Annotated in this window: 17 protein-coding genes and 1 pseudogene; 13 read left to right on the top strand and 5 right to left on the bottom strand. The window is 46.5% G+C overall.

All coding sequences use genetic code 11. The features are described 5' to 3' along the window. Nucleotides 1–12: 12 nt before the first annotated feature. The 3 genes from NYE42_RS18670 to NYE42_RS18660 all read right to left on the bottom strand — a co-directional run bounded on the left by NYE42_RS18670 (nucleotide 13) and on the right by NYE42_RS18660 (nucleotide 1,662). Nucleotides 13–216, bottom strand: a complete 204-nt coding sequence (locus NYE42_RS18670; RefSeq protein ID WP_007407640.1) for a helix-turn-helix transcriptional regulator — start codon at nucleotides 214–216, stop codon at nucleotides 13–15. A gap of 197 nt (nucleotides 217–413) precedes the next feature. Further along, nucleotides 414–533: a PhrC/PhrF family phosphatase-inhibitory pheromone gene (locus tag NYE42_RS18665; protein WP_041482476.1), complete on the bottom strand. Its 120-nt coding sequence runs from the start codon at nucleotides 531–533 to the stop codon at nucleotides 414–416. Beyond that, a complete protein-coding gene (locus NYE42_RS18660) occupies nucleotides 517–1,662 on the bottom strand; it encodes a tetratricopeptide repeat protein (RefSeq protein ID WP_080130556.1) in 1,146 nt (381 codons plus the stop codon). Before NYE42_RS18660 ends, NYE42_RS18665 begins: the two co-directional genes overlap by 17 nt. A 230-nt stretch (nucleotides 1,663–1,892) precedes the next feature. On the opposite strand from NYE42_RS18660, the gene NYE42_RS18655 reads away from it, so the two are divergent. After that, nucleotides 1,893–3,248 carry a YncE family protein gene (locus NYE42_RS18655; RefSeq protein WP_015240776.1) on the top strand — a complete coding sequence of 452 codons (1,356 nt, stop codon included), beginning with the start codon at nucleotides 1,893–1,895 and terminating at the stop codon, nucleotides 3,246–3,248. A gap of 39 nt (nucleotides 3,249–3,287) precedes the next feature. Next, the gene (locus NYE42_RS18650; protein WP_199022226.1) at nucleotides 3,288–4,664 is read left to right on the top strand and encodes a YncE family protein; all 1,377 of its coding nucleotides are present in this window, start codon (nucleotides 3,288–3,290) and stop codon (nucleotides 4,662–4,664) included. Nucleotides 4,665–4,670: 6 nt separating this feature from the next. Here the strand turns inward: NYE42_RS18650 and NYE42_RS18645 are convergent. Continuing rightward, nucleotides 4,671–5,183: pseudogene (locus NYE42_RS18645) on the bottom strand (bacteriocin biosynthesis protein AlbG); the annotation flags it as partial. A 153-nt stretch (nucleotides 5,184–5,336) separates the two neighbouring features. On the opposite strand from NYE42_RS18645, the gene NYE42_RS18640 reads away from it, so the two are divergent. From NYE42_RS18640 to NYE42_RS18625, 4 genes are all read left to right on the top strand, one after another. After that, nucleotides 5,337–5,765 carry a DUF1934 domain-containing protein gene (locus tag NYE42_RS18640; protein WP_007407634.1) on the top strand — a complete coding sequence of 143 codons (429 nt, stop codon included), beginning with the start codon at nucleotides 5,337–5,339 and terminating at the stop codon, nucleotides 5,763–5,765. Next, nucleotides 5,762–7,432: an arginine--tRNA ligase gene (gene argS / locus NYE42_RS18635; protein WP_352426638.1), complete on the top strand. Its 1,671-nt coding sequence runs from the start codon at nucleotides 5,762–5,764 to the stop codon at nucleotides 7,430–7,432. Before NYE42_RS18640 ends, argS begins: the two co-directional genes overlap by 4 nt. Before the next feature lie 133 nt (nucleotides 7,433–7,565). Further along, nucleotides 7,566–8,756 (top strand): nitrate transporter NarK, encoded by a 1,191-nt coding sequence (gene narK, locus NYE42_RS18630; RefSeq protein ID WP_007407632.1) that lies wholly within the window; start codon nucleotides 7,566–7,568, stop codon nucleotides 8,754–8,756. Nucleotides 8,757–8,853: 97 nt separating this feature from the next. Then, nucleotides 8,854–9,570 carry a Crp/Fnr family transcriptional regulator gene (locus tag NYE42_RS18625; protein WP_199022224.1) on the top strand — a complete coding sequence of 239 codons (717 nt, stop codon included), beginning with the start codon at nucleotides 8,854–8,856 and terminating at the stop codon, nucleotides 9,568–9,570. A gap of 32 nt (nucleotides 9,571–9,602) precedes the next feature. On the opposite strand, the gene NYE42_RS18620 is transcribed toward NYE42_RS18625, so the two are convergent. Beyond that, the gene (locus NYE42_RS18620; RefSeq protein ID WP_352426637.1) at nucleotides 9,603–10,322 is read right to left on the bottom strand and encodes a YwiC-like family protein; all 720 of its coding nucleotides are present in this window, start codon (nucleotides 10,320–10,322) and stop codon (nucleotides 9,603–9,605) included. 142 nt (nucleotides 10,323–10,464) lie between these two features. Here NYE42_RS18620 and NYE42_RS18615 point away from each other — a divergent pair, with 142 nt between their 5' ends. The 7 genes from NYE42_RS18615 to cls all read left to right on the top strand — a co-directional run bounded on the left by NYE42_RS18615 (nucleotide 10,465) and on the right by cls (nucleotide 19,876). Further along, nucleotides 10,465–10,941, top strand: a complete 477-nt coding sequence (locus NYE42_RS18615) for a Crp/Fnr family transcriptional regulator (RefSeq protein ID WP_022553929.1) — start codon at nucleotides 10,465–10,467, stop codon at nucleotides 10,939–10,941. A 176-nt stretch (nucleotides 10,942–11,117) separates the two neighbouring features. Beyond that, nucleotides 11,118–14,804: a nitrate reductase subunit alpha gene (locus NYE42_RS18610; RefSeq protein WP_352426636.1), complete on the top strand. Its 3,687-nt coding sequence runs from the start codon at nucleotides 11,118–11,120 to the stop codon at nucleotides 14,802–14,804. After that, entirely contained in the window at nucleotides 14,794–16,257 is a 1,464-nt protein-coding gene (gene narH, locus NYE42_RS18605; protein WP_352426635.1) for a nitrate reductase subunit beta, read from the top strand. Before NYE42_RS18610 ends, narH begins: the two co-directional genes overlap by 11 nt. A gap of 25 nt (nucleotides 16,258–16,282) precedes the next feature. Beyond that, complete coding sequence (narJ, locus tag NYE42_RS18600) at nucleotides 16,283–16,840, top strand: nitrate reductase molybdenum cofactor assembly chaperone (RefSeq protein WP_122504244.1); 558 nt, start codon at nucleotides 16,283–16,285, stop codon at nucleotides 16,838–16,840. Then, nucleotides 16,837–17,508 carry a respiratory nitrate reductase subunit gamma gene (narI, locus tag NYE42_RS18595; protein WP_012118678.1) on the top strand — a complete coding sequence of 224 codons (672 nt, stop codon included), beginning with the start codon at nucleotides 16,837–16,839 and terminating at the stop codon, nucleotides 17,506–17,508. The genes narJ and narI overlap by 4 nt, the downstream gene beginning before the upstream one ends. 140 nt (nucleotides 17,509–17,648) lie before the next feature. Next, nucleotides 17,649–18,278, top strand: coding sequence for a YitT family protein (locus tag NYE42_RS18590; RefSeq protein WP_122504243.1), 630 nt, complete (start codon nucleotides 17,649–17,651; stop codon nucleotides 18,276–18,278). Nucleotides 18,279–18,373: 95 nt separating this feature from the next. Further along, a complete protein-coding gene (gene cls, locus NYE42_RS18585; protein ID WP_352426634.1) occupies nucleotides 18,374–19,876 on the top strand; it encodes a cardiolipin synthase in 1,503 nt (500 codons plus the stop codon). Nucleotides 19,877–19,956: the final 80 nt, after the last annotated feature.

Below are 19,956 nucleotides of genomic sequence, written 5' to 3'. Positions count from 1 at the left end.
AGAACCGCTCCCTTACTTTTTTTTGGCGTTATAGTTGAATACTTTATCTATTCCCGTATTTAATGCGTGAGCTATCGAAAAAGCCAGACTTAAAGTTGGATCATATTTATTATTTTCAATTGCATTGATGGTTTGCCTGGTCACATTGCAGAGCTTAGCCAGATCATTTTGTGAAATATCAGCTGCTGTTCTAAGTTTTTTAATATTGTTATCCACTAAAACCCTCCTTAAATATTTTTGTTTTTATTTTAAATTTTCAAATTTATATATATTTATTTTAAATAATATATGTATATGTGTCAAATACTTTTTACACATTTGAATTTTAAGGTATACTTTTTGTTTTTGCAAATTAGTTGTTTATATAAAAAACGGCTTGCAGTTTAACCTGCAAGCCTAAAAGTAATCATCATTTAAATCATTCCGCGCTGAGCAACTTCAAATTGATGTTTCGGTGCACTTGCGATGTCGGCTGAAACAAAAACAGTGCTTACTGCCAAGCAAGTAAGTGCTAATTTATACTTCAATTTCATACAACTTCACACCTCCTTGAATCTGCTGTCTTGTTTCTTCCACCTTTAAAAAATATGCGGAAGCCTTCTCGAAATTTTCTCTTTCATGATAATATTTTGCCACATCTAAGGCAAAATCTTCAAGATCAGCATACATCATTTTATCTCTGAGAAAGTCAAAACATTCCATGATTGCTTCTTCATCAGGCTCACCGACATATAAGGATTCTAAAAATTCATACTCGACTATATATAGGGAATCTTCTGCCTCCTCTGCATAAGATACCCCTTTGTCATGATATTGTCTGGCTATGGCCATATTTCCGATTTTATAATGTATTTGTGTGATTAAGAAATAGGCTTGCGGGAGAGAAGTGATGATGTTCCCATCTTCAAAAACAGCTATTGCCCGTTTTATGTAATCAATGGCTGGTTTGTAATTTTCTTGGCTGTTAAAACAAAGTCCGATATTATATAGAGTCCGGCCCATTAATTGTGGCTGCTGTTCTGCCTCTGCCATGGCATAAGCCTTTTTAAAATGCTGAATTGCTTCATCATATTGCTTTAAGTCAAGAAAGTTGGTAGCGAACAATGAATGGCACTGAAGCACCCTTATATTATATGCCTCCTGCTTATGATAAATTTTATAAGCCTGCCGGGCATAATCCATAGAAAAATAAGTCTGTTTCATATAATAGTAGGACTCTGACATCTTAAAATAAAATTCAGCTTTCTCGATACAATCTTTGACAAAATCAAGCTTATATTCAGCTTTCTTAAAAAACTGAATCGCTGAAAGATATTCACGGCATTCCAGCTCATACATCCCCCGGAAAAAATTAAAATAATAATCAAGACGTCCGGTCAGCCGGGCCTGCTTTTTATCAATATCCGCGAGCAGATCTGATAGTCTCGGCTGTTCTTCTATCCGCTGCGATTCCAGCGGTTCGAGGTATTCGAGCATCAGATTGTGGCGGAATTCCATGAGAGAATAGTATAGATGAAGATCCTGATCATCTTCCAGACCTGCAAGTTCTTCTTTGATTTCTCTCCGCAAGTACTCGGCGTCCGGGATGCTGAACCTTCGAATGTACATATACCATTCGTTGATTTTTTCTCCAACCGCTGAAGATGATAAAACACTCGCCACTATTCCGAATCCCTCCCTTCCACGTTATGTATATGACATATTTTATCATTTTCATTCGGAAGGATAGCGCAAAAATACCGCAATGTTTTCTTTCGTTAAAACCGCATGTCTGCGGATATCATTTCAAAAATCCACTATTATCCCCACAATTTGTACAAGCAAACAAATACACCTTCCCATATTCTGTTGTATCTGCGTGAGCAGTGTATGTCTGAAAAGGAAGTGAAGATATGAGAAATAACAAGCTTTCCTTTAAAGAAAAAGCAGGAGCCGCACAAGAAGAATGTTTATGTTTTTGCGAGGAAGAAGCAAGCCGTGAAGCGATGTTTCAAGCGCCGATTGAATTGCCTGAGGGGTTTGTCGTTGATCCGGCTGAAGCTGTTGCAAACGTGACGTGGAATGCAGACAGCCTTTCTTGTGTCATTGAACGCTGTTTCATTGAGACGGGGCCAGAGCCTGATGAAATCGGTGTTCAATTCGCAGTGCGCCTGCAGGGAACTGTTACGCTTCTCGTCAGTGTCTCACCAGTGCGAAATCAATATGGACAAGGGAACGGGTCTGTTTCTGTCATCCGCAATGCAGAGATTGACCAAGTCGTCTATTATTCTGATGAACCCGATGATTGCCCGGATGTCAGTGACATTACGATCGAGAACCTTATTGTCGTTCCGCCGTTCTATGGCAGTCCTTTATCGGTGACGGGCACGATTGTGTTTGTTCCTGAGCCGGAACCCGTTTATGCGTTTACAGCGAATCCAAATGATCAATCAGTTTCTGTGATTGATACAAACACTCATACTGTTGTGACAACGATTGCTCTACCGTACCGGCCGACAGGTATTGAAATAACTCCGGATAAAAGTGCTGTGTTTGTTTTGCACTTCAACAATAATGTGATTTCTGTCATCGATTATGACACTTTAACAGTGACAGCATCCATACTGCTGGATCAGCCGCCTGGATCGATAAAATGTATCCCAAATCATGAGTTTGCTTATGTTCTCGGCGATACTGCGATTTATGTGATTGGAATTGATACGTTAACTGTGGATAGGTCGATTCCTGTGGAAGGATTTGATTTTGCAATTGATCCCAATGGGTTATTCGCCTATGTTCTTGATTTTGGTTTAGTGCAAAAAGTGGACCTATTCACCGGTGAAGTCACAGGAACGATTGAACGAGAGCTTATCGTATCATCCATAGAAACAAATTGGCCGGAGCGGTATGCGTATGTCTTAGAACAAGAATTCTTATTCAATTATTTGACGGTTATTGACTTAAATACGTTTACGATCAGCATTACCCAAGAGCTGGAGCCTGATGGCCAATATGTAATGTTTACGAGTGGATCAGAGGTGTATTTACATGACAGCTTCACTGGCAATTTATATGCTGTCAGTCCGAATGGTGCAGGCGTTATAGGAAATGTTCCGCAATCGGCAAGAGACTTTGCGTTTACTCCGAATGGCGAATTTCTGTATGCTGCTCATTTTTTAGAGCAGAACATCACTGTTTACAACACGGATGATTATTCTGTGGAAACTGTGATATCTCTTGGGGTTTCACCGGGAGATATTGTGATTTAACCAACTGCATGCTGTGCATTTCTAAAAGGACGTGAATTCATGAAAAAGAATGATCTGTCTGCTTTACAGGAAAATTGTTTCTGTTTTTGTGATGAGGAAATTAGCAGAGAAGCGCCGTTTCAAGTGCCGATTGACATTCCCGAGGGGTTCACCATTGATTCTGCCGAAGCAGCTGCGACGGTTACATGGAGTACTGCTCATTTATTATGTATCAGTGAGCCTTGCTTAATCCAGACTGGGCCGGAACCAGAAGATATCGGTATTCGATATGCCGTGAGAGTAAAAGGGACCGTTACGCTTCTTGTCAGTGTGTCGCCTGTACGAAATCAATATGGACAAGGGGACGGGTCTGTTTCTGTGATTCATACTGAAGAGATTGATCAAGTTGTTTATTATGCAGCGCAGTCTGGCCGCTGTCCTGATTTCAGTCAAATAACAGTGGAAGATCTTCTCATTGTACCGCCTTTCTACGGCAGTCCGCTTACGGTGACCGGGACGCTTGTTTTACCGCCACCGCCAGACCCTCAATCGTATGTGTTTACAGCCAATTCAGGAGACAGCACGGTTTCGGTTATTGATTCAGATTTAAACACTGTTGTAAAAACAATCCCTTTTTCTGACGTGCCAACTAATCTAGGCGTTACTTTCGATAAAGCTTTCACGTATGTCCTCCATGGGAATACCAACCTTGTCTCAGTGCTAGATAATAAAACATTAACCATCATAAATACCATCACTGTTGGAGGAGGGCCGAGAAAGGTTGAATTTGATTCAACAGATGAGTTCGCGTACGTGATGGCCGCCGGATCTATATACATGATCAACATGGCCTCTCAATCGGTCATTGATGTCATTCCGATACCCGGCGCTTTAGACTTTGCTCTTGATCCGAATGGACAGTATGTCTATACCGCTAATGGAAGCAGTTGGTCGGTTGATAAATATGATGTAAATACTGGGCAGTTGGTAGAAAGTATCATAGATACATTTGAATTTCCCAGTTTAATTGCCACTCCTTACGCTGGAAATTTTGCGTATGTGTTGAATGGTGAGCTGCTGCCGAAAGGTGTAACGGAGATCAGTTTGTCACCATTAAGCAGGGGAGGCGACTTCAACCGTTTATTTGAAACGCTGAGGACGATTGTATTTTCTCGCGATAGCACTAGGGCTTATTTTCTAGAGCCATATAGTGAACCGTTTCTCATTAATAACTTATACGTAGTTAATACGGCTGGACAGAGGATCATTGCAAACGTGTCTCTGCCCGGCGCCTTTGACCTCGCCGTAACACCTGATAATCAGTACATTTATGCAGCACAGCCCGACGACAATACCGTAACCGTGTACCGCACGAGTGATTATACAGCCATGACGGTGATTCCGGTTGGGACTGGTCCGTCAGCGATTGCGATGTAGCTTATTTCACAGGGTGAGAGAAGCAGAGCTGCGATAAAAAAATCGTTTATAAATAAATGAGCCGATCTGCTGGATGGCAGCCAGGATGATTAAAAACAGCAGTTCACTTATGGTGAAACTGAGCATCCGCCAAACCCCGGCTCCTGTCAGCGCTCCCGCATGCCCTTTTTTGAACAGGCTGACATGCTGGAAAAGCTGCAGCAAGTACGTCCGCATAAAATACAATAAATACAAAATCAGTAACACCGCGAGTCCCATTGATACGGCAAGGGGCGTGTGAAAGCGGAAAGGGACGGCTTTGACGATTTCGAACACGCAGCCGAATATGATGACTTGGCATAATACAGCAGCCATCACGTGTGTTTGGCGGACGTTTTTATAGCTGTCACGCAGCGCTTTGACATCGTTGGCATTTCTGCTGCACAATCTATGTTGCTGGAAGTCGCAGCAGCTTCGATGAGACTGTGGGAGTTTCTGATAAGCTGCTGTCATGTTTTTTACGGATTGGGTGACATAGTGATATGATTTTCTCTTCTCATAAGGAACTGCTTTTTATGAGGTTTATCTTCAAATCTAATGAGCAATGATGGTAAGATAGAAGCAGTTGAAGTTTACAAGCTGAATGATTATACTATTCAAGTCAAAGTGGAATGATGAAAAGGACGTGTCAAAATGAAGCAAGAGACACCGATAACACTCCATGTGAAGTCTGTGATCGAGGATGACGGAAATGATGAAGTCATCGAATTCCGTACTACCGGATTTTACTATGTAAAACAACAAAAAGTGTATCTATCTTATTATGAAGAACACGACCTAGGCAAAGTAAAAACGATTGTGAAGGTGAGCGAAGGCGAAGTCCTGATCATGAGGTCAGGCGCTGTTAAAATGAATCAGCGTTTCATAACGGGAGCTTCCACAATTGCGAAATATAAAATGTCATTTGGTGAGCTTGAGCTGGAAACAAGCACAAAATCGATTCAATCTGATCTCGGTGAAGAAAAAGGCCGAATCAGCATCGCATATGACATGCATGTCGGAGACGGGCAGCAGCATTTACATAATATGACGATCACGTATGAGGGAGGAACTCACGCATGAACATTGCGGAACAAATGAAGGACGTGCTGAAGGAAGAAATCAAAGCGGCCGTTCTGAAAGCGGGCCTGGCGGACGAAAGCCAGATTCCAAGCGTACTGTTAGAAACGCCGAAAGAAAAAACACACGGTGATTATTCCACAAACATGGCGATGCAGCTGGCGAGAATCGCAAAAAAAGCGCCGCGCCAAATCGCTGAGGAGATCGTGGCGTCATTTGATAAAGGCAAAGCTTCCATTGAAAAGATGGATATTGCGGGACCTGGCTTTATCAACTTTTACATGAACAACAGCTACTTAACAAAACTGATTCCGTCCGTGCTTGAAGCGGGTGAACATTACGGAGAGACAAACATCGGACAAGGCGAAAAGATTCAGGTCGAATTCGTATCAGCCAACCCGACGGGAGATCTTCACTTAGGCCATGCGCGCGGCGCGGCGGTAGGTGACGCGCTGTGCAGCGTTCTTTCTAAAGCGGGCTATGATGTGAGCCGTGAGTACTATATTAATGATGCGGGCAACCAGATTAACAACCTGGCGCTTTCCGTTGAAGTCCGTTATTTTGAAGCGCTCGGTCTCGAGAAACCGATGCCGGAAGACGGCTACCGCGGCGAGGATATTATCGCCATCGGGAAAAAGCTTGCCGAAGATTTCGGCGACCGTTTCGTACATGAAGAGGAGAGCGAACGTCAGGCGTTTTTCCGTGAATACGGCTTAAAGTACGAGCTTGATAAACTTCGCTCCGACCTGGAAAATTTCCGCGTGCCGTTTGACGTATGGTATTCTGAAACGTCACTGTATGAAAACGGAAAAATTGATCAGGCGCTTGAGGCGCTTCGCGAAAAGGGCCATGTATACGAAGAGGACGGCGCGACATGGTTCCGCTCCACAACGTTCGGCGACGATAAAGACCGTGTGCTGATCAAAAAAGACGGCTCATACACTTATTTGCTGCCGGATATCGCATACCATAAAGACAAACTTGACCGCGGATTCGACAAGCTCATCAATGTATGGGGCGCGGATCACCACGGGTATATTCCGCGTATGAAAGCGGCAATTGAAGCGCTCGGTTACAAGAAAGGCACATTGGAAGTTGAGATCATTCAGCTCGTTCATTTATACAAAAACGGCGAAAAAATGAAGATGAGCAAACGTACGGGGAAAGCCGTAACGATGCGCGACTTGATTGAAGAAGTCGGCTTGGATGCCGTGCGTTATTTCTTCGCGATGCGCAGCGCTGATACGCACATGGATTTTGACTTGGATCTTGCCGTATCCACATCTAACGAAAACCCTGTGTATTATGCACAATACGCACATGCACGTATTTGCAGCATGCTTCGCCAAGGGGAGGAGCAGGGACTTAAACCGGCGGCAGATCTTGATTTCAGCCATATCCAATCAGAAAAAGAATATGACCTGCTGAAAACGATCGGCGGCTTCCCCGAGGCAGTGGCAGAAGCGGCGGAAAAACGCATTCCTCACCGTGTCACAAACTATATTTATGATCTGGCTTCCGCTCTGCACAGCTTCTACAATGCGGAGAAAGTCATCGATCCGGAAAATAAAGAGAAGAGCCGCGCGCGTCTCACTTTAATGAAAGCGACGCAAATTACGCTGAACAATGCGCTTCAGCTAATCGGCGTATCCGCTCCGGAAAAAATGTAATGATGATCAAAGGACAAAGTCTTCGGGCTTTGTTCTTTTTTTGTATATAAAGCGTGTGATGTAATTCACAATCCCGTACACTGAGTTTTTGTATGATAAGACTGATATTGAATCAGTGAAAGGGGCAAGCCGAATGATCAATCGTCAACATATTCAATTATCGTTGCAGTCATTAAGCTTAGTGGCAGGGTTTATGGTGTGGGTGCTGATTTCATCGCTCATTTCTCAAATGACATCAGATATTCATTTAAGCAAAGGCGAAATTTCATTGGTGACGGCGATTCCCGTTATTCTCGGATCGCTTCTCCGTATTCCTTTAGGATATTTAACGAACAGGTATGGCGCGCGGCTGATGTTTATGATCAGCTTCATCCTGCTTTTGTTTCCTGTATTTTGGATCAGTATCGCGGATTCTTTATTTGATTTAATCGCGGGCGGCTTTTTCTTAGGGATCGGGGGAGCGGTATTCTCCATCGGAGTGACGTCCCTCCCGAAATATTATCCGAAAGAAAAGCACGGAGTCGTCAATGGGATTTACGGTGCCGGAAACATCGGGACCGCCGTTACTACCTTTGCGGCACCGGTTATCGCTCAAGCCGCGGGATGGAAAGCAACCGTGCAGATGTATCTTGTTTTGCTGGCTGTTTTCGCATTACTGCACGTTTTGTTCGGCGACCGGCATGAGAAGAAAGTCAAAGTTTCCATAAAGACACAAATGAAAGCCGTTTACCGAAATCATGTGCTGTGGATGTTGAGCCTGTTTTATTTTATTACGTTCGGCGCCTTTGTCGCCTTTACCATCTATCTTCCGAATTTTTTGGTTGAGCATTTTGGGCTGAGCCCTGCGGACGCCGGTCTGCGGACGGCCGGCTTTATTGCGGTCTCTACGCTGCTCAGGCCTGTGGGAGGGTTTCTTGCAGATAAACTGAGCCCGCTCCGCATTCTGATGTTCGTTTTCGCAGGGCTTACGCTGTCAGGGGTCATGCTGTCATTCTCCCCGACGATCGGCCTTTATGCGTTCGGATCGCTGACGGTGGCAGTCTGCTCAGGGATTGGAAACGGGACGGTATTTAAACTGGTGCCTTTCTATTTTTCGAAGCAAGCGGGGATTGCCAACGGGATTGTGTCTGCCATGGGCGGACTGGGCGGTTTTTTCCCTCCGCTGATTCTGGCAAGTGTATTTCAGGCAACAGGCCAATACGCGATCGGGTTTATGGCGCTTTCAGAGGTCGCGTTAGCCAGCTTTGTTCTTGTGATCTGGATGTATTGGCAGGAAAGAATGAAAACACATACGGAGAGAAACAGTCAGAGCCTCAATTCATAATGATCCATTCACAAGATTGTTAGTTTTTTCTGGGTGAGTGCAAATCAAGTCACGTTACAATATACATACGCAACGTGACTTTCTTCGAGGTGAGCTCATGAATATTCTCTCTGTCCGAAAATCTGATAAAGAACTTCTCTCCCGCGAACTGCATGAATTGCTGGAATCGATCAGTACGAAAAGGAAAATGAAAAAACATACTTATTTGTTTCAAGAAGGAATGGATGCAAAAGAGCTTTATCTGATTCAGTCAGGACTCATTGAAATCGGCAAACTGACGTCTGACGGAAAAGACCTGACGCTTAGAATCTGCCAAAAAAACGATATTGTCGGGGAATTGACGCTATTCACAGATGAGCCGAGATATATGCTCAGTGCGAAAGTGTTAGAGGATGGCGAGGTGCTCGTCATTAATAAAAACAAGCTGGAAAAGGAATTGATCCAAAACGGTGTTTTGACGTTTGAATTTATGAAATGGATGAGCACCCATCTTCGAAAAATCCAGTCCAAGATCAGGGACCTGCTTCTTCACGGCAAAAAGGGGGCGCTCTATTCTACTCTTATCCGCTTATCAAACAGCTACGGGGTAGTGCGAAACGACGGGATTCTGATTAACATTGTGCTGACAAATCAGGATTTGGCCAAGTTTTGCGCGGCGGCAAGGGAGAGCGTCAACCGCATGCTGGGAGACCTCCGCAAACAAGGGGTTATTTCGATAGACGAAACCGGAAAAATTATTTTGCACAAGCGGGACTATTTACGATGCGAGATCGAGTGTGAAAATTGTCCGCTTGAGATCTGCAATATTGACTGAAAAAAAACAAGGGCAGCCGGTGTCCTTGTTTTTCAGCTTGTGATACATATACACATGACGGTGAAAAAGAAGCCGGCATTTACGATTTCCAGAATGCCGATCGTTTTCACCGGCCAGTCTCTTCCGTGAAAAAACCAGGCCCGCAGACTGCTTGGGATAAAAGCGAGAAACGCCCAGCCTGCCCCGAGAAGAGCCGATAAAAAGGGGAGCAAGAGGTGATATCCCCACGACCAGTATGCAAAGGTTCTGTTTTTTCTCTCCCGTATGACCGATTTCACATAAAAAGAACTCCCGACAAAAAATAAAGCGGATTGCAAGAATAGAAACCAGGCCCAGCCGTCAAGGATTCCCGTTCCCAGCCAGCAGCTCGCAAGCCCGCCTGAACAAAAGAACAGAACACCCGCAATATCATTCGTGAGCGCCCGTTCGTTTTTTCGGCGGGCATAATGCGTATGTATGAGAAACAGCGGCAATAAAAAAACGCCGATCCAGACGAGCTGCGGCCTATGATAGACAGAAATGATCAAAAAGCAGCAGGCCGGAAAACCGTAATACCATATCCACTTTTGATAGGGCTGAAGCTGTTTCTTTTTCAAAGCGAGCGAAACGGGATAAACCGTCAAGTAAAGGAACAGCCAGCCCAGAAAGAGCGGAATATGCCAGAAAACCGGGCCTCCCTTGATCATGCCGAGTAAAAATGGAATCAGCAGCATCGCCCATGCGCCGTGCTGCTTCGGAATCATCGCCTTCATCGAAACCCTCCTTTTTATTTCATTATAAGTACATACACTCTCCTGATAAGTGACTTTTATCATACAAGCTGTGAAATACATCACTGCCGTGCAGGCTCAATCGGGCTACACTAAAGCTATCCTTAGCACAGGAGGCTTTCCTATGAATCAGTGTGACTATTTATTATTTCTGAAACAACTTCCTATGTTTAATGAAGTGCCTCTGTCCATTGTCGAAACCTTGCTGAAAAACGGGACGTTTATCCGCGGCTCATCTGACCAATCTCCATCCTTTCTTCATTCACAATCCGTTTATATTGTATTAAAAGGCAATATCCGTTTTACGGACAGCAGGCTCCCTGAAGGGTCGCAAACCGTTGCGCTGTGGGAAAAAGGCGATGTGTTTCCGATTGATGAAAAAGGCGGGCTCTATTTATCGCCTTTTATCTCAGTCAATGCCTCACCGGATATTCTGGTACTTCATATTCCATATTCCGTATTTAAGCAAATGATGTCTTACCATCCGCGGCTGCAAATGAACTTTTTGGCGATGCTTCAGCAAAATGTCTTCTGTTCCTATCAGTTGTTTTTGCGGTACCTGCATACATCACGGGATGAAAACGCCGAACCCGGTTCTTAAACAGAACCGGTTTTTTGATGACGCCGGGCGTCCCCATATCGTTTGAAAATCCTTCCTGCTGCTCAGTGTGAACGTTTTGTGAAAAAAGCAGAGTGTGTGACATAGTTCACAAGAAAACGCGCCGTCTCTGTTTATAGTGTACATAGCATCACCTGACTCGGAAGGAGTGAACGATCATGAAGAAAAAGAAAATGAGTCCGTTGCTCAGGAGATTAAACTATTTTTCTCCTATCGAACATCATTCAAATAACCATAGCCAAACGACAAGCGAAGATCGTGATTGGGAGAATGTATACAGAAACAGATGGCAGTACGACAAAGTCGTTCGCTCCACCCACGGCGTCAACTGCACGGGTTCTTGCAGCTGGAATATTTATGTGAAAAACGGAATTGTCACGTGGGAAGGACAAAACTTGAATTATCCATCAACAGGCCCGGATATGCCTGATTTCGAACCGAGAGGCTGCCCGCGGGGGGCCAGTTTTTCTTGGTACATCTACAGCCCGCTCCGTGTGAAATATCCATATGTGCGAGGTGTGCTGATCAATTTGTGGCGGGAAGCATTGCAGACGCATCAAAATCCGCTGGATGCCTGGAAATCGATCGTCGAAAACCCTGAAAAAGCGAAGTCCTATAAACAGGCAAGAGGGAAAGGCGGCTTTGTCCGCGCGGAATGGCCGGAGGTGCTGAAGCTGATTTCGGCCTCTCTGCTGTATACAGTGATGAAATACGGGCCTGACCGGAATGTCGGTTTTTCTCCGATCCCGGCGATGTCCATGATCAGCCACGCATCAGGTTCGCGATTCATGTCTTTAATCGGCGGCCCAATGCTCAGTTTTTATGACTGGTATGCGGATCTTCCGCCGGCGTCCCCGCAAATTTGGGGCGACCAGACGGACGTTCCGGAAAGCAGTGATTGGTACAATTCAGGCTATATCATCACATGGGGCTCCAACGTGCCGTTAACGAGAACGCCTGATGCGCATTTTCTGGCGGAAGCCCGCTATAAAGGCGCCAAGGTCATTTCGGTCAGTCCCGATTTTGCGGAATCCTCTAAATTCGCGGATGACTGGCTGAGCATCCGGCAGGGGACTGACGGGGCGCTTGCGATGGCGATGGGGCACGTCATTTTGCAGGAATTTTACGTGAACCAAGAAACTGAACGTTTTATTGAGTACGCGAAGCAATACACCGATTTTCCATTCTTCGTCACTCTTTCAAAAGAGAACGGCGTATACACAGCGGGACGGTTTCTGCATGCAAAAGACATCGGGCGGCAGACAAAAAATGATCAGTGGAAGCCGGCGGTCTGGAATGAACAGACAGGTGCGTTTGCCATACCGCAAGGAACAATGGGCTCCCGCTGGGACGGGCAGCAGAAATGGAATCTGCACATGATCGACGAAGACACCGGGGAACAGATTGAGCCCCGTCTCTCCGTGCTCGGAATAGAGGACGAAATCGGCATGGTGCGCATTCCGTATTTTTCAAATGACGGAAACAAAGTGCTGGAGCGGAATCTTCCTATTAAAAAATTGGATCTGAATGGTGAGGAGACGTACGTCACGACCGTGTTTGACTTGATATTGGCCAACTACGGCGTGAACCGGGGCATCGGCGGACAATCAGCCGCATCTTATGATGATCCCCGTCCGTTCACACCTGCCTGGCAGGAAAAGATTACGGGAATTAAAAGAGAAGCCGTTATACAGATTGCCAGGGAGTTTGCCCAAAATGCGATTGATACAGACGGCAGATCCATGATTATCGTAGGGGCGGGCATTAACCACTGGTTCAACTCCGACACGATTTACCGTGCGGTGTTAAATCTTGTTTTACTCGTAGGCGCCCAAGGTGTAAACGGCGGAGGCTGGGCCCATTACGTGGGGCAGGAAAAACTCCGTCCGGCTGAAGGGTGGCAGACGATTGCAACCGCAAAGGACTGGGAAGGCGTGCCTAAGCTGCAAAACGGCACCTCGTTTTTCTACTTTGCGACAGACCAGTGGCGTTATGAAGACCAGCCGATCAGTGACTTGGCTTCACCGATCGCCGCGTCATCCCGCTACAAGCATCACGCCGATTACAATGTGCTGGCGGCGCGATTAGGGTGGCTTCCGTCTTACCCGACATTCAATCAAAACGGCATTGATCTGTACAAAGAAGCTGAGAAAGCGGGGGCGGCGACACCTGAAGACGTAGGTGCGTACGTGGCCTCACGGCTTCAAGAAAAAAAACTGAAATTCGCGATTGAAGACCCTGACAATGAAGTGAATTTCCCAAGGAATCTCTTCGTATGGCGGGCAAATCTGATCTCAAGCTCAGGGAAAGGGCATGAATATTTTCTCAAGCATCTGCTGGGGACGACGAACGGTCTGATGAATGACGACAGCGACAGCATCCGCCCTGAAGAAATCAAATGGCGGGAGCAGGCGCCGGAAGGCAAGCTCGACTTGTTAATCAATCTTGATTTTCGAATGGCGGGTACGGCGCTGTATTCCGATATCGTGCTGCCGGCGGCGACATGGTATGAAAAACACGATCTCAGCAGCACGGATATGCATCCGTTTATTCATCCATTTGCTCCGGCCATCTCGGCGCCGTGGGAATCGAAGTCAGACTGGGATATTTTTAAGGCGCTGTCAAAAGCCGTTTCCGATCTGGCGGAAGAAGTCGATATGGAGCCGGTGAAAGAGGTAGTCGCAACGCCGCTCCTCCACGACACCATGCAGGAATTGGCCCAGCCATTCGGCAAAATCAATGACTGGAGCAAAGGCGAATGTGAAGCCATTCCGGGAAAAACGATGCCGAACATCCATGTCGTTGAACGGGATTACAAACACATTTTTCATAAAATGACCGCGCTCGGCCCTCATACGGCTTTAAAACCGAGCGGAACAAAAGGGATGAGCTGGTCGATTGCGGATGAATATGAATCACTCAAACAGAGACTGGGAGAAACCGATTCAAACAGCGTTGCCAAAGGATGCCCGAATATAAGTGAAGCGAAGCAGGCGGCGGAAGCGATTTTAACCCTGTCGTCCACCTCAAATGGAAAAGTCGCCGTGAAAGCATGGGAATCACTTGAAAACATTACCAATCTGGAGCTGAAAGACCTGGCGGAAGAGCGCGAGGAAGAATGCTTTACGTTCGAGCAAATTACAGCCCAGCCGAAAACGGTCATCACCTCTCCGGCCTTTACCGGTTCAGAAAAAGGAGGGCGCAGGTACTCGCCGTTTACGACGAATGTGGAAAAATTAATTCCGTGGCGGACGCTGACAGGCAGACAATCCTATTATGTCGATCATGAACTGATGATGGAATTCGGTGAAACGATGGCGACATTTAAACCGATCCTCCAGCACCGTCCGTTCCTAAGCAAGCGGCCTGATCAAGAGGGCAAAGAAATCGTTCTTAATTATTTGACGCCGCATAATAAATGGTCCGTCCACAGCATGTATTTTGATTCTCTGCCGATGCTGACGCTGTTCCGCGGCGGGCCGACTGTGTGGATGAATAAAGATGATGCTGCGGATACGGATATCAAAGACAACGATTGGATTGAATGCTTCAACCGAAACGGCGTTGTCGTCGCGAGAGCGGTTTTGTCTCACCGGATTCCAAAAGGAATGGCGTTTATGCACCATGCCCAGGACCGCCACATCAATGTGCCCGGCACAAAACTGACGAATAACCGCGGAGGCACCCATAACAGCCCGACAAGGATTCACGTCAAGCCGACCCAGATGATCGGGGGCTATGCACAGCTCAGTTATGGCTTTAACTATTACGGTCCGACGGGGAATCAGCGCGATCTGAATGTCGTCATCCGCAAGCTGAAGGAGGTTGATTGGCTTGAAGATTAAAGCGCAAATCGGGATGGTCATGAACTTGGATAAATGCATCGGCTGCCACACGTGCAGCGTCACCTGCAAAAACACGTGGACAAACCGTTCCGGTGCGGAATATATGTATTTTAATAATGTAGAAACAAAGCCCGGCATCGGCTACCCGAAGCAATGGGAGGACCAGGACAAATATAAAGGCGGCTGGACGTTGAAAAAAGGAAAGCTTGAACTGAAATCAGGCCCGAAAACAAACCGGCTTGCAGGCCTTTTCTATAATCCGAATCAGCCGACGATTGATGACTACTATGAACCTTGGAACTATGATTATGAAACATTAACAAACAGCCTGCAAAAAAAGCACCAGCCGGTGGCGCGGCCGAAATCGTCCTTAACGGGGGATTTCATGAATATCGAATGGGGCCCGAACTGGGAGGATGATCTCGCTGGCGGCCACATTACAGGGCTTGAAGATCCAAACGTGCAAAAGATGGAGGAATCGATCAAAACAGAATTCGATGAAGTCTTTATGATGTATCTTCCGCGTATTTGTGAGCACTGCATTAATCCGGCGTGCGTGTCCTCCTGCCCGTCCGGCGCCATGTACAAACGTGAGGAGGACGGCATTGTGCTTGTGGATCAAAACGCATGCCGTTCATGGAGATATTGCGTCTCATCCTGTCCTTATAAAAAAGTCTATTTTAACTGGCAAACGAACAAAGCGGAAAAATGCACACTCTGCTTTCCGCGCTTGGAGGCGGGGCTGCCGACCATCTGCTCCGAAACGTGTGTCGGCAGAATCCGCTATCTCGGCGTCATGCTGTATGACGCGGACAAAGTGGAGGAAGCGGCATCGGTTGAAAATGAAAAGGATCTCTACCATTCCCAACTGGACGTTTTTCTTGATCCGAATGATCCTGAGATTGCCAAACTGGCAAAAGAACAAGGCATCCCGGCTGAATGGATAGAAGCGGCGCAGCAATCGCCGATCTATAAAATGATCATTGACTGGAAGATTGCGCTTCCGCTTCACCCTGAGTACCGTACGCTGCCGATGGTTTGGTACATTCCGCCGCTCAGCCCGATTATGAATCTCTTTGAAGGAAAAGGAAGCCGGCAAACGGCGGAAGCGATTTTTCCGGCTATCGACCAAATGAGAATTCCGATTGACTATTTGGCGCAGCTGTTAACGGCGGGGGATACGGATCATATTCGATCAACGTTAAAGAAAATGTCTGTCATGCGCCAGTATATGAGAGCGATCCAGACGAATAAATCAATCGACCCGGAACTGATCTCCAGTGTCGGCTTAACAGAACAGCAAATTAAAGACATGTATCGGCTGCTGGCAATCGCCAAATATGATGACCGTTTTGTGATCCCGAGCAGCCATCGAGAAGAAGTGTCAGATTTATATGCTGAACAAGGGAGCTGCGGCTTATCATTTTCAGGCGGCCCGGGCTCTTGTTTCTAATTTTTCATAAATGAGGTGTAATAACATGAACACCACAGACCGGCAAATGACGTTCTCCGCTCTTTCCGTTCTTCTCTCTTATCCGGATGAAGAGTGGAGAGCCGAGATTCCCGATTGGAAGGCTCTTATCCATGACATCACCAATCAGCAAATCCGGGAGAAATTGCTGCACTTTTTAGAGGCGGCAGCCGGCTTTTCTCCGCAAGCGCTGATTGAACACTATGTGTATACGTTCGATTTCGGAAAAAAAACGAATATGTACGTCACCTACTTTAACTCAGGCGAACAAAGGGAGCGCGGCATTGAATTGCTGCATTTAAAAAACACCTACCAGCAATCCGGTTTCCTGCCGACAGAGAAAGAACTGCCTGATTACCTGCCGCTGATGCTGGAATTCGCCGCGGTTGCGGAGATTGAAGCGGCGAGAAGCGTGTTTGAAAAATACCTGTCCAACGTGAGGGAGCTGGCTTCCCGCCTCGAAAAAAATAACAGCATCTATGCTGAGCTGCTGCACGTGCTGCAGGCCGCACTGGAAAACATCGGTGTACATGCAAGCACTGAAGAAGGGGCTGTTCAGGCATGAGCGGGCAGATCCTGTGGGGCGTTATGCCATACATTGTATTGACGATCTTTATCGGCGGGCATATTTACCGCTATCAGCATGACCAATTCGGCTGGACGGCGAAATCAAGCGAGCTGTTAGAAAAGAAAAAACTCGCCGCTGGCAGCACACTTTTTCACTGGGGACTGCTATGCGTTGTCGGCGGACATATCATGGGAATTTTGATCCCGGAAGGCGTGTATGCTTCTCTTGGCATTTCCGAGCATATGTATCACAAAATGGCGATCGGCGCAGGCCTGCCGGCGGGGATCGCGGCATGTGCCGGACTTGTCATCCTGACATACAGAAGGCTGTTTGACAAAAGAATCCGCAAAACCAGCTCGCCATCGGATATCCTGACGCTTATTCTGCTGCTGTTCATGATGCTGTCGGGCGTTGCGGCCACATTTCTCAACATTGACTCGAAAGGATTTGATTACAGGGCAACAGTCGGGCCGTGGTTCAGGGAAATTGTTTTGTTCCGGCCTGACGCTTCTTTGATGGAGAGTGTCCCGCTATGGTTTAAGTTTCATATCATCATAGGGTACGTCGTTTTTATCCTTTGGCCGTTTACAAGATTGGTTCACGTGTTCAGCCTGCCCCTCAAGTATTTGACCCGCAGCTATGTTGTCTATCGGAAACGCACGTAAAAATCCCCCCTGCAAGAGAGGGGGATTTTTTATGGTGAAAAAATAAAAACATAAGATATTTTCTGCCAAGGTAATGGCTGGGCGGCGGGATTCCTGTTATGTTTTATTTGGAAATAACAGCAACAAAAGGAGAGTGAAGAATGAAGCGGATTTTCCTCATTTTAGCCGCCTGTCTGATGACAAGCGCCGGCGTCCTGACACTCAGACATTCTCAAGTATTAACCGGCGGCACAGCGGGACTGTCACTAAGCCTGTCATACTTGTTTCATTCCTCGTTTGCGATTATCTTCTTTCTGATCAATATCCCGTTTTATATATTTTCTCTCATCAGAATGGGAATCAAATTCACTCTATCCACCGTTTTTGCAGTCACAGTGCTGACTCTGTTTACCGGCGCGGATCACTGGCTGCCGCCGGTCTCTGTTTCACCGCTTGCCGGGGCGATTTGCGGCGGGGTGCTGATCGGGTTCGGCCTGTCGCTCATGTTTTATCATCAGGCATCGCTCGGCGGCGCCAATATCCTCGCTTTATTTCTGCAAAAGCGCTGCGGATGGAATCCGGGTGCCGTTAATTTCCTCTTCGATTTTGGCGTCGTGCTGGCCGGCATTTTTTCCGTCGGGCTGCTGAAAGGGCTCTTCTCCTTAGTGTCGATAGCGGTCACCGGTCTGATCATCGGCATCTTCAAAAATAAAATCAAAGGCAGCTGCTCGCTCAATCCGGCATTGCTTCAGAACATCACACCCGGCCAATCACAGGAAGCTTCATCATAAGCCTTTCCGCTCGTGCGGAGAGGCTTTTTCATATGTTTACAAGCCGGAAAACAGAGGGTATACAGAGATATCGGATCAGATGGGAGAGAGTCGGGATGCTGAAAAGGAGACTGGAATTTTGCTTTTTATATATGATGCTTATCGGAGCATATGTCATATGGTTTTTTCCGGTTTCCAGGCTTGAGTTTTACGGAGGGGTGCTTTGCTATGCAAGCATTATTTTGTTCAGCATCTATTCGTTAATTCTTGAAAACCGCACCTCGCAGCACACGCTGTTATGGATTCATATTCTTGTGTTTTTTCCGATCGCCGGGTACTTATTTTACCTTTTTTCCGGCCAGCTTTATGAAAAAGGCAAGCTGTTCAGGTCGAAACGGACATACAACCGGGAAAAGCTGAGAACGATATTTGATATGGAACAAACTCCCGACCTGAACGGGCTGAAAGGAAATCAGAAGCGTTTCTTTCAATATTCAATCAAGGCGTCCCATATGAATATTAATACAAAAAGCAGGCTGAAGGTGCTCAAAAACGGGGACGAAACATTTCCTGAGCTGTTTGAGGCGCTCCGGGAGGCCGCGTCATTTATACATATTGAGTATTACATGTTCAAATCAGACATGCTCGGGCACAAGATGATGGACATTATGATGGAAAAGGCGCGTCAAGGCGTGGAAGTGCGGTTTTTGTTCGACGCGGCCGGCAGCCTGAAGCTGGCCGGAAAAGATATTAAAAAACTGAAACGCGCGGGCGTGAACATCGTCCCGTTTCTGCCGCTGAAATACGGTTTTTTCAACCAAAAATTCAATTTCAGAAATCACCGCAAGATCGTCATCGTTGACGGGAAAGTCGGTTTTGTCGGCGGGCTGAATGTCGGCAAGGAGTATATCGGCAAAGACCAAGATGTCGGCTTTTGGCGGGACACCCATATGAAAGTCGAAGGAGAAATCGTTCAGACGCTCCACAGCATTTTTATGCTTGATTGGGAATACGTTTCGGATGAGGTGCTGATTGATCAGAAAGCATATACCCGCCCGGTTGCGGCAGAAAGCGGCGGCGTCTATCAAGTCGTTCCGACAGGCCCCGATATGAAGGAGCGGATGAGCGATCTGTATTATGCCATGATAGCGGCGGCCGAATCGTCTGTATGGATCGCGACGCCTTATTTCGTGCCGAATGAGCCGATCCGCACAGCGCTAAAGGAGGCTGCTGCCAGAGGCGTCCGGGTGCGTGTCATGGTGCCGGAAACCAATGACGGGTTTTTAACCCAGTACGCGACGAGATCGTATTTCCCCGAGCTTCTTCGCGAAGGAATCGAAGTCTATTCTTATCAAAAAGGCTTTATGCATCAAAAGGTGCTCATCACTGACGGAAACCTCGCCTCTGTCGGGACGGCGAATATGGACATGAGAAGCTTTCAGCTGAACTTTGAAGTCAATGTCTTTTTTACAGATCAAGAGGCGATCAAAGATCTTGAAGCGCATTACCTGGAGGATATGAAGGAGTCTGAAAAAATCAGCCCCGTCCGTTTCTATAAGCGCACATTATGGGAAAGAACGAAGGAATCCTTCGCACGGTTATTTTCCGGCGTTTTATAAAAAACGCTTTTAAAACTCCTTGTGTATAGTATAATTGAGAAATATTATCATTAAGAACGAGGCACAAGGAGGACGGAATC

It is taken from the genome of Bacillus sp. FSL K6-2865, from assembly GCF_040311405.1.
In the GTDB taxonomy this organism is placed as follows: Bacteria; Bacillota; Bacilli; order Bacillales; family Bacillaceae; genus Bacillus; species Bacillus velezensis.
The sequence above is the reverse complement of the archived record's forward strand: the minus strand, read 5'-3'. Positions and strand labels throughout refer to the sequence as shown.

What these genes read in the sequence shown, in the direction of transcription:
- argS (WP_352426638.1), top strand. Translation starts at nt 5,762, where the DNA reads ATGAACATTGCGGAACAAATGAAGGACGTGCTGAAGGAAGAAATCAAA.
- NYE42_RS18655 (WP_015240776.1), top strand. Translation starts at nt 1,893, where the DNA reads ATGAGAAATAACAAGCTTTCCTTTAAAGAAAAAGCAGGAGCCGCACAA.
- NYE42_RS18665 (WP_041482476.1), bottom strand. Translation starts at nt 533, where the DNA reads ATGAAATTGAAGTATAAATTAGCACTTACTTGCTTGGCAGTAAGCACT.
- narK (WP_007407632.1), top strand. Translation starts at nt 7,566, where the DNA reads ATGATCAATCGTCAACATATTCAATTATCGTTGCAGTCATTAAGCTTA.
- NYE42_RS18650 (WP_199022226.1), top strand. Translation starts at nt 3,288, where the DNA reads ATGAAAAAGAATGATCTGTCTGCTTTACAGGAAAATTGTTTCTGTTTT.
- NYE42_RS18625 (WP_199022224.1), top strand. Translation starts at nt 8,854, where the DNA reads ATGAATATTCTCTCTGTCCGAAAATCTGATAAAGAACTTCTCTCCCGC.
- NYE42_RS18615 (WP_022553929.1), top strand. Translation starts at nt 10,465, where the DNA reads ATGAATCAGTGTGACTATTTATTATTTCTGAAACAACTTCCTATGTTT.
- NYE42_RS18640 (WP_007407634.1), top strand. Translation starts at nt 5,337, where the DNA reads ATGAAGCAAGAGACACCGATAACACTCCATGTGAAGTCTGTGATCGAG.
- cls (WP_352426634.1), top strand. Translation starts at nt 18,374, where the DNA reads ATGCTGAAAAGGAGACTGGAATTTTGCTTTTTATATATGATGCTTATC.
- narI (WP_012118678.1), top strand. Translation starts at nt 16,837, where the DNA reads ATGAGCGGGCAGATCCTGTGGGGCGTTATGCCATACATTGTATTGACG.
- NYE42_RS18620 (WP_352426637.1), bottom strand. Translation starts at nt 10,322, where the DNA reads ATGAAGGCGATGATTCCGAAGCAGCACGGCGCATGGGCGATGCTGCTG.
- NYE42_RS18590 (WP_122504243.1), top strand. Translation starts at nt 17,649, where the DNA reads ATGAAGCGGATTTTCCTCATTTTAGCCGCCTGTCTGATGACAAGCGCC.
- NYE42_RS18610 (WP_352426636.1), top strand. Translation starts at nt 11,118, where the DNA reads ATGAAGAAAAAGAAAATGAGTCCGTTGCTCAGGAGATTAAACTATTTT.
- narJ (WP_122504244.1), top strand. Translation starts at nt 16,283, where the DNA reads ATGAACACCACAGACCGGCAAATGACGTTCTCCGCTCTTTCCGTTCTT.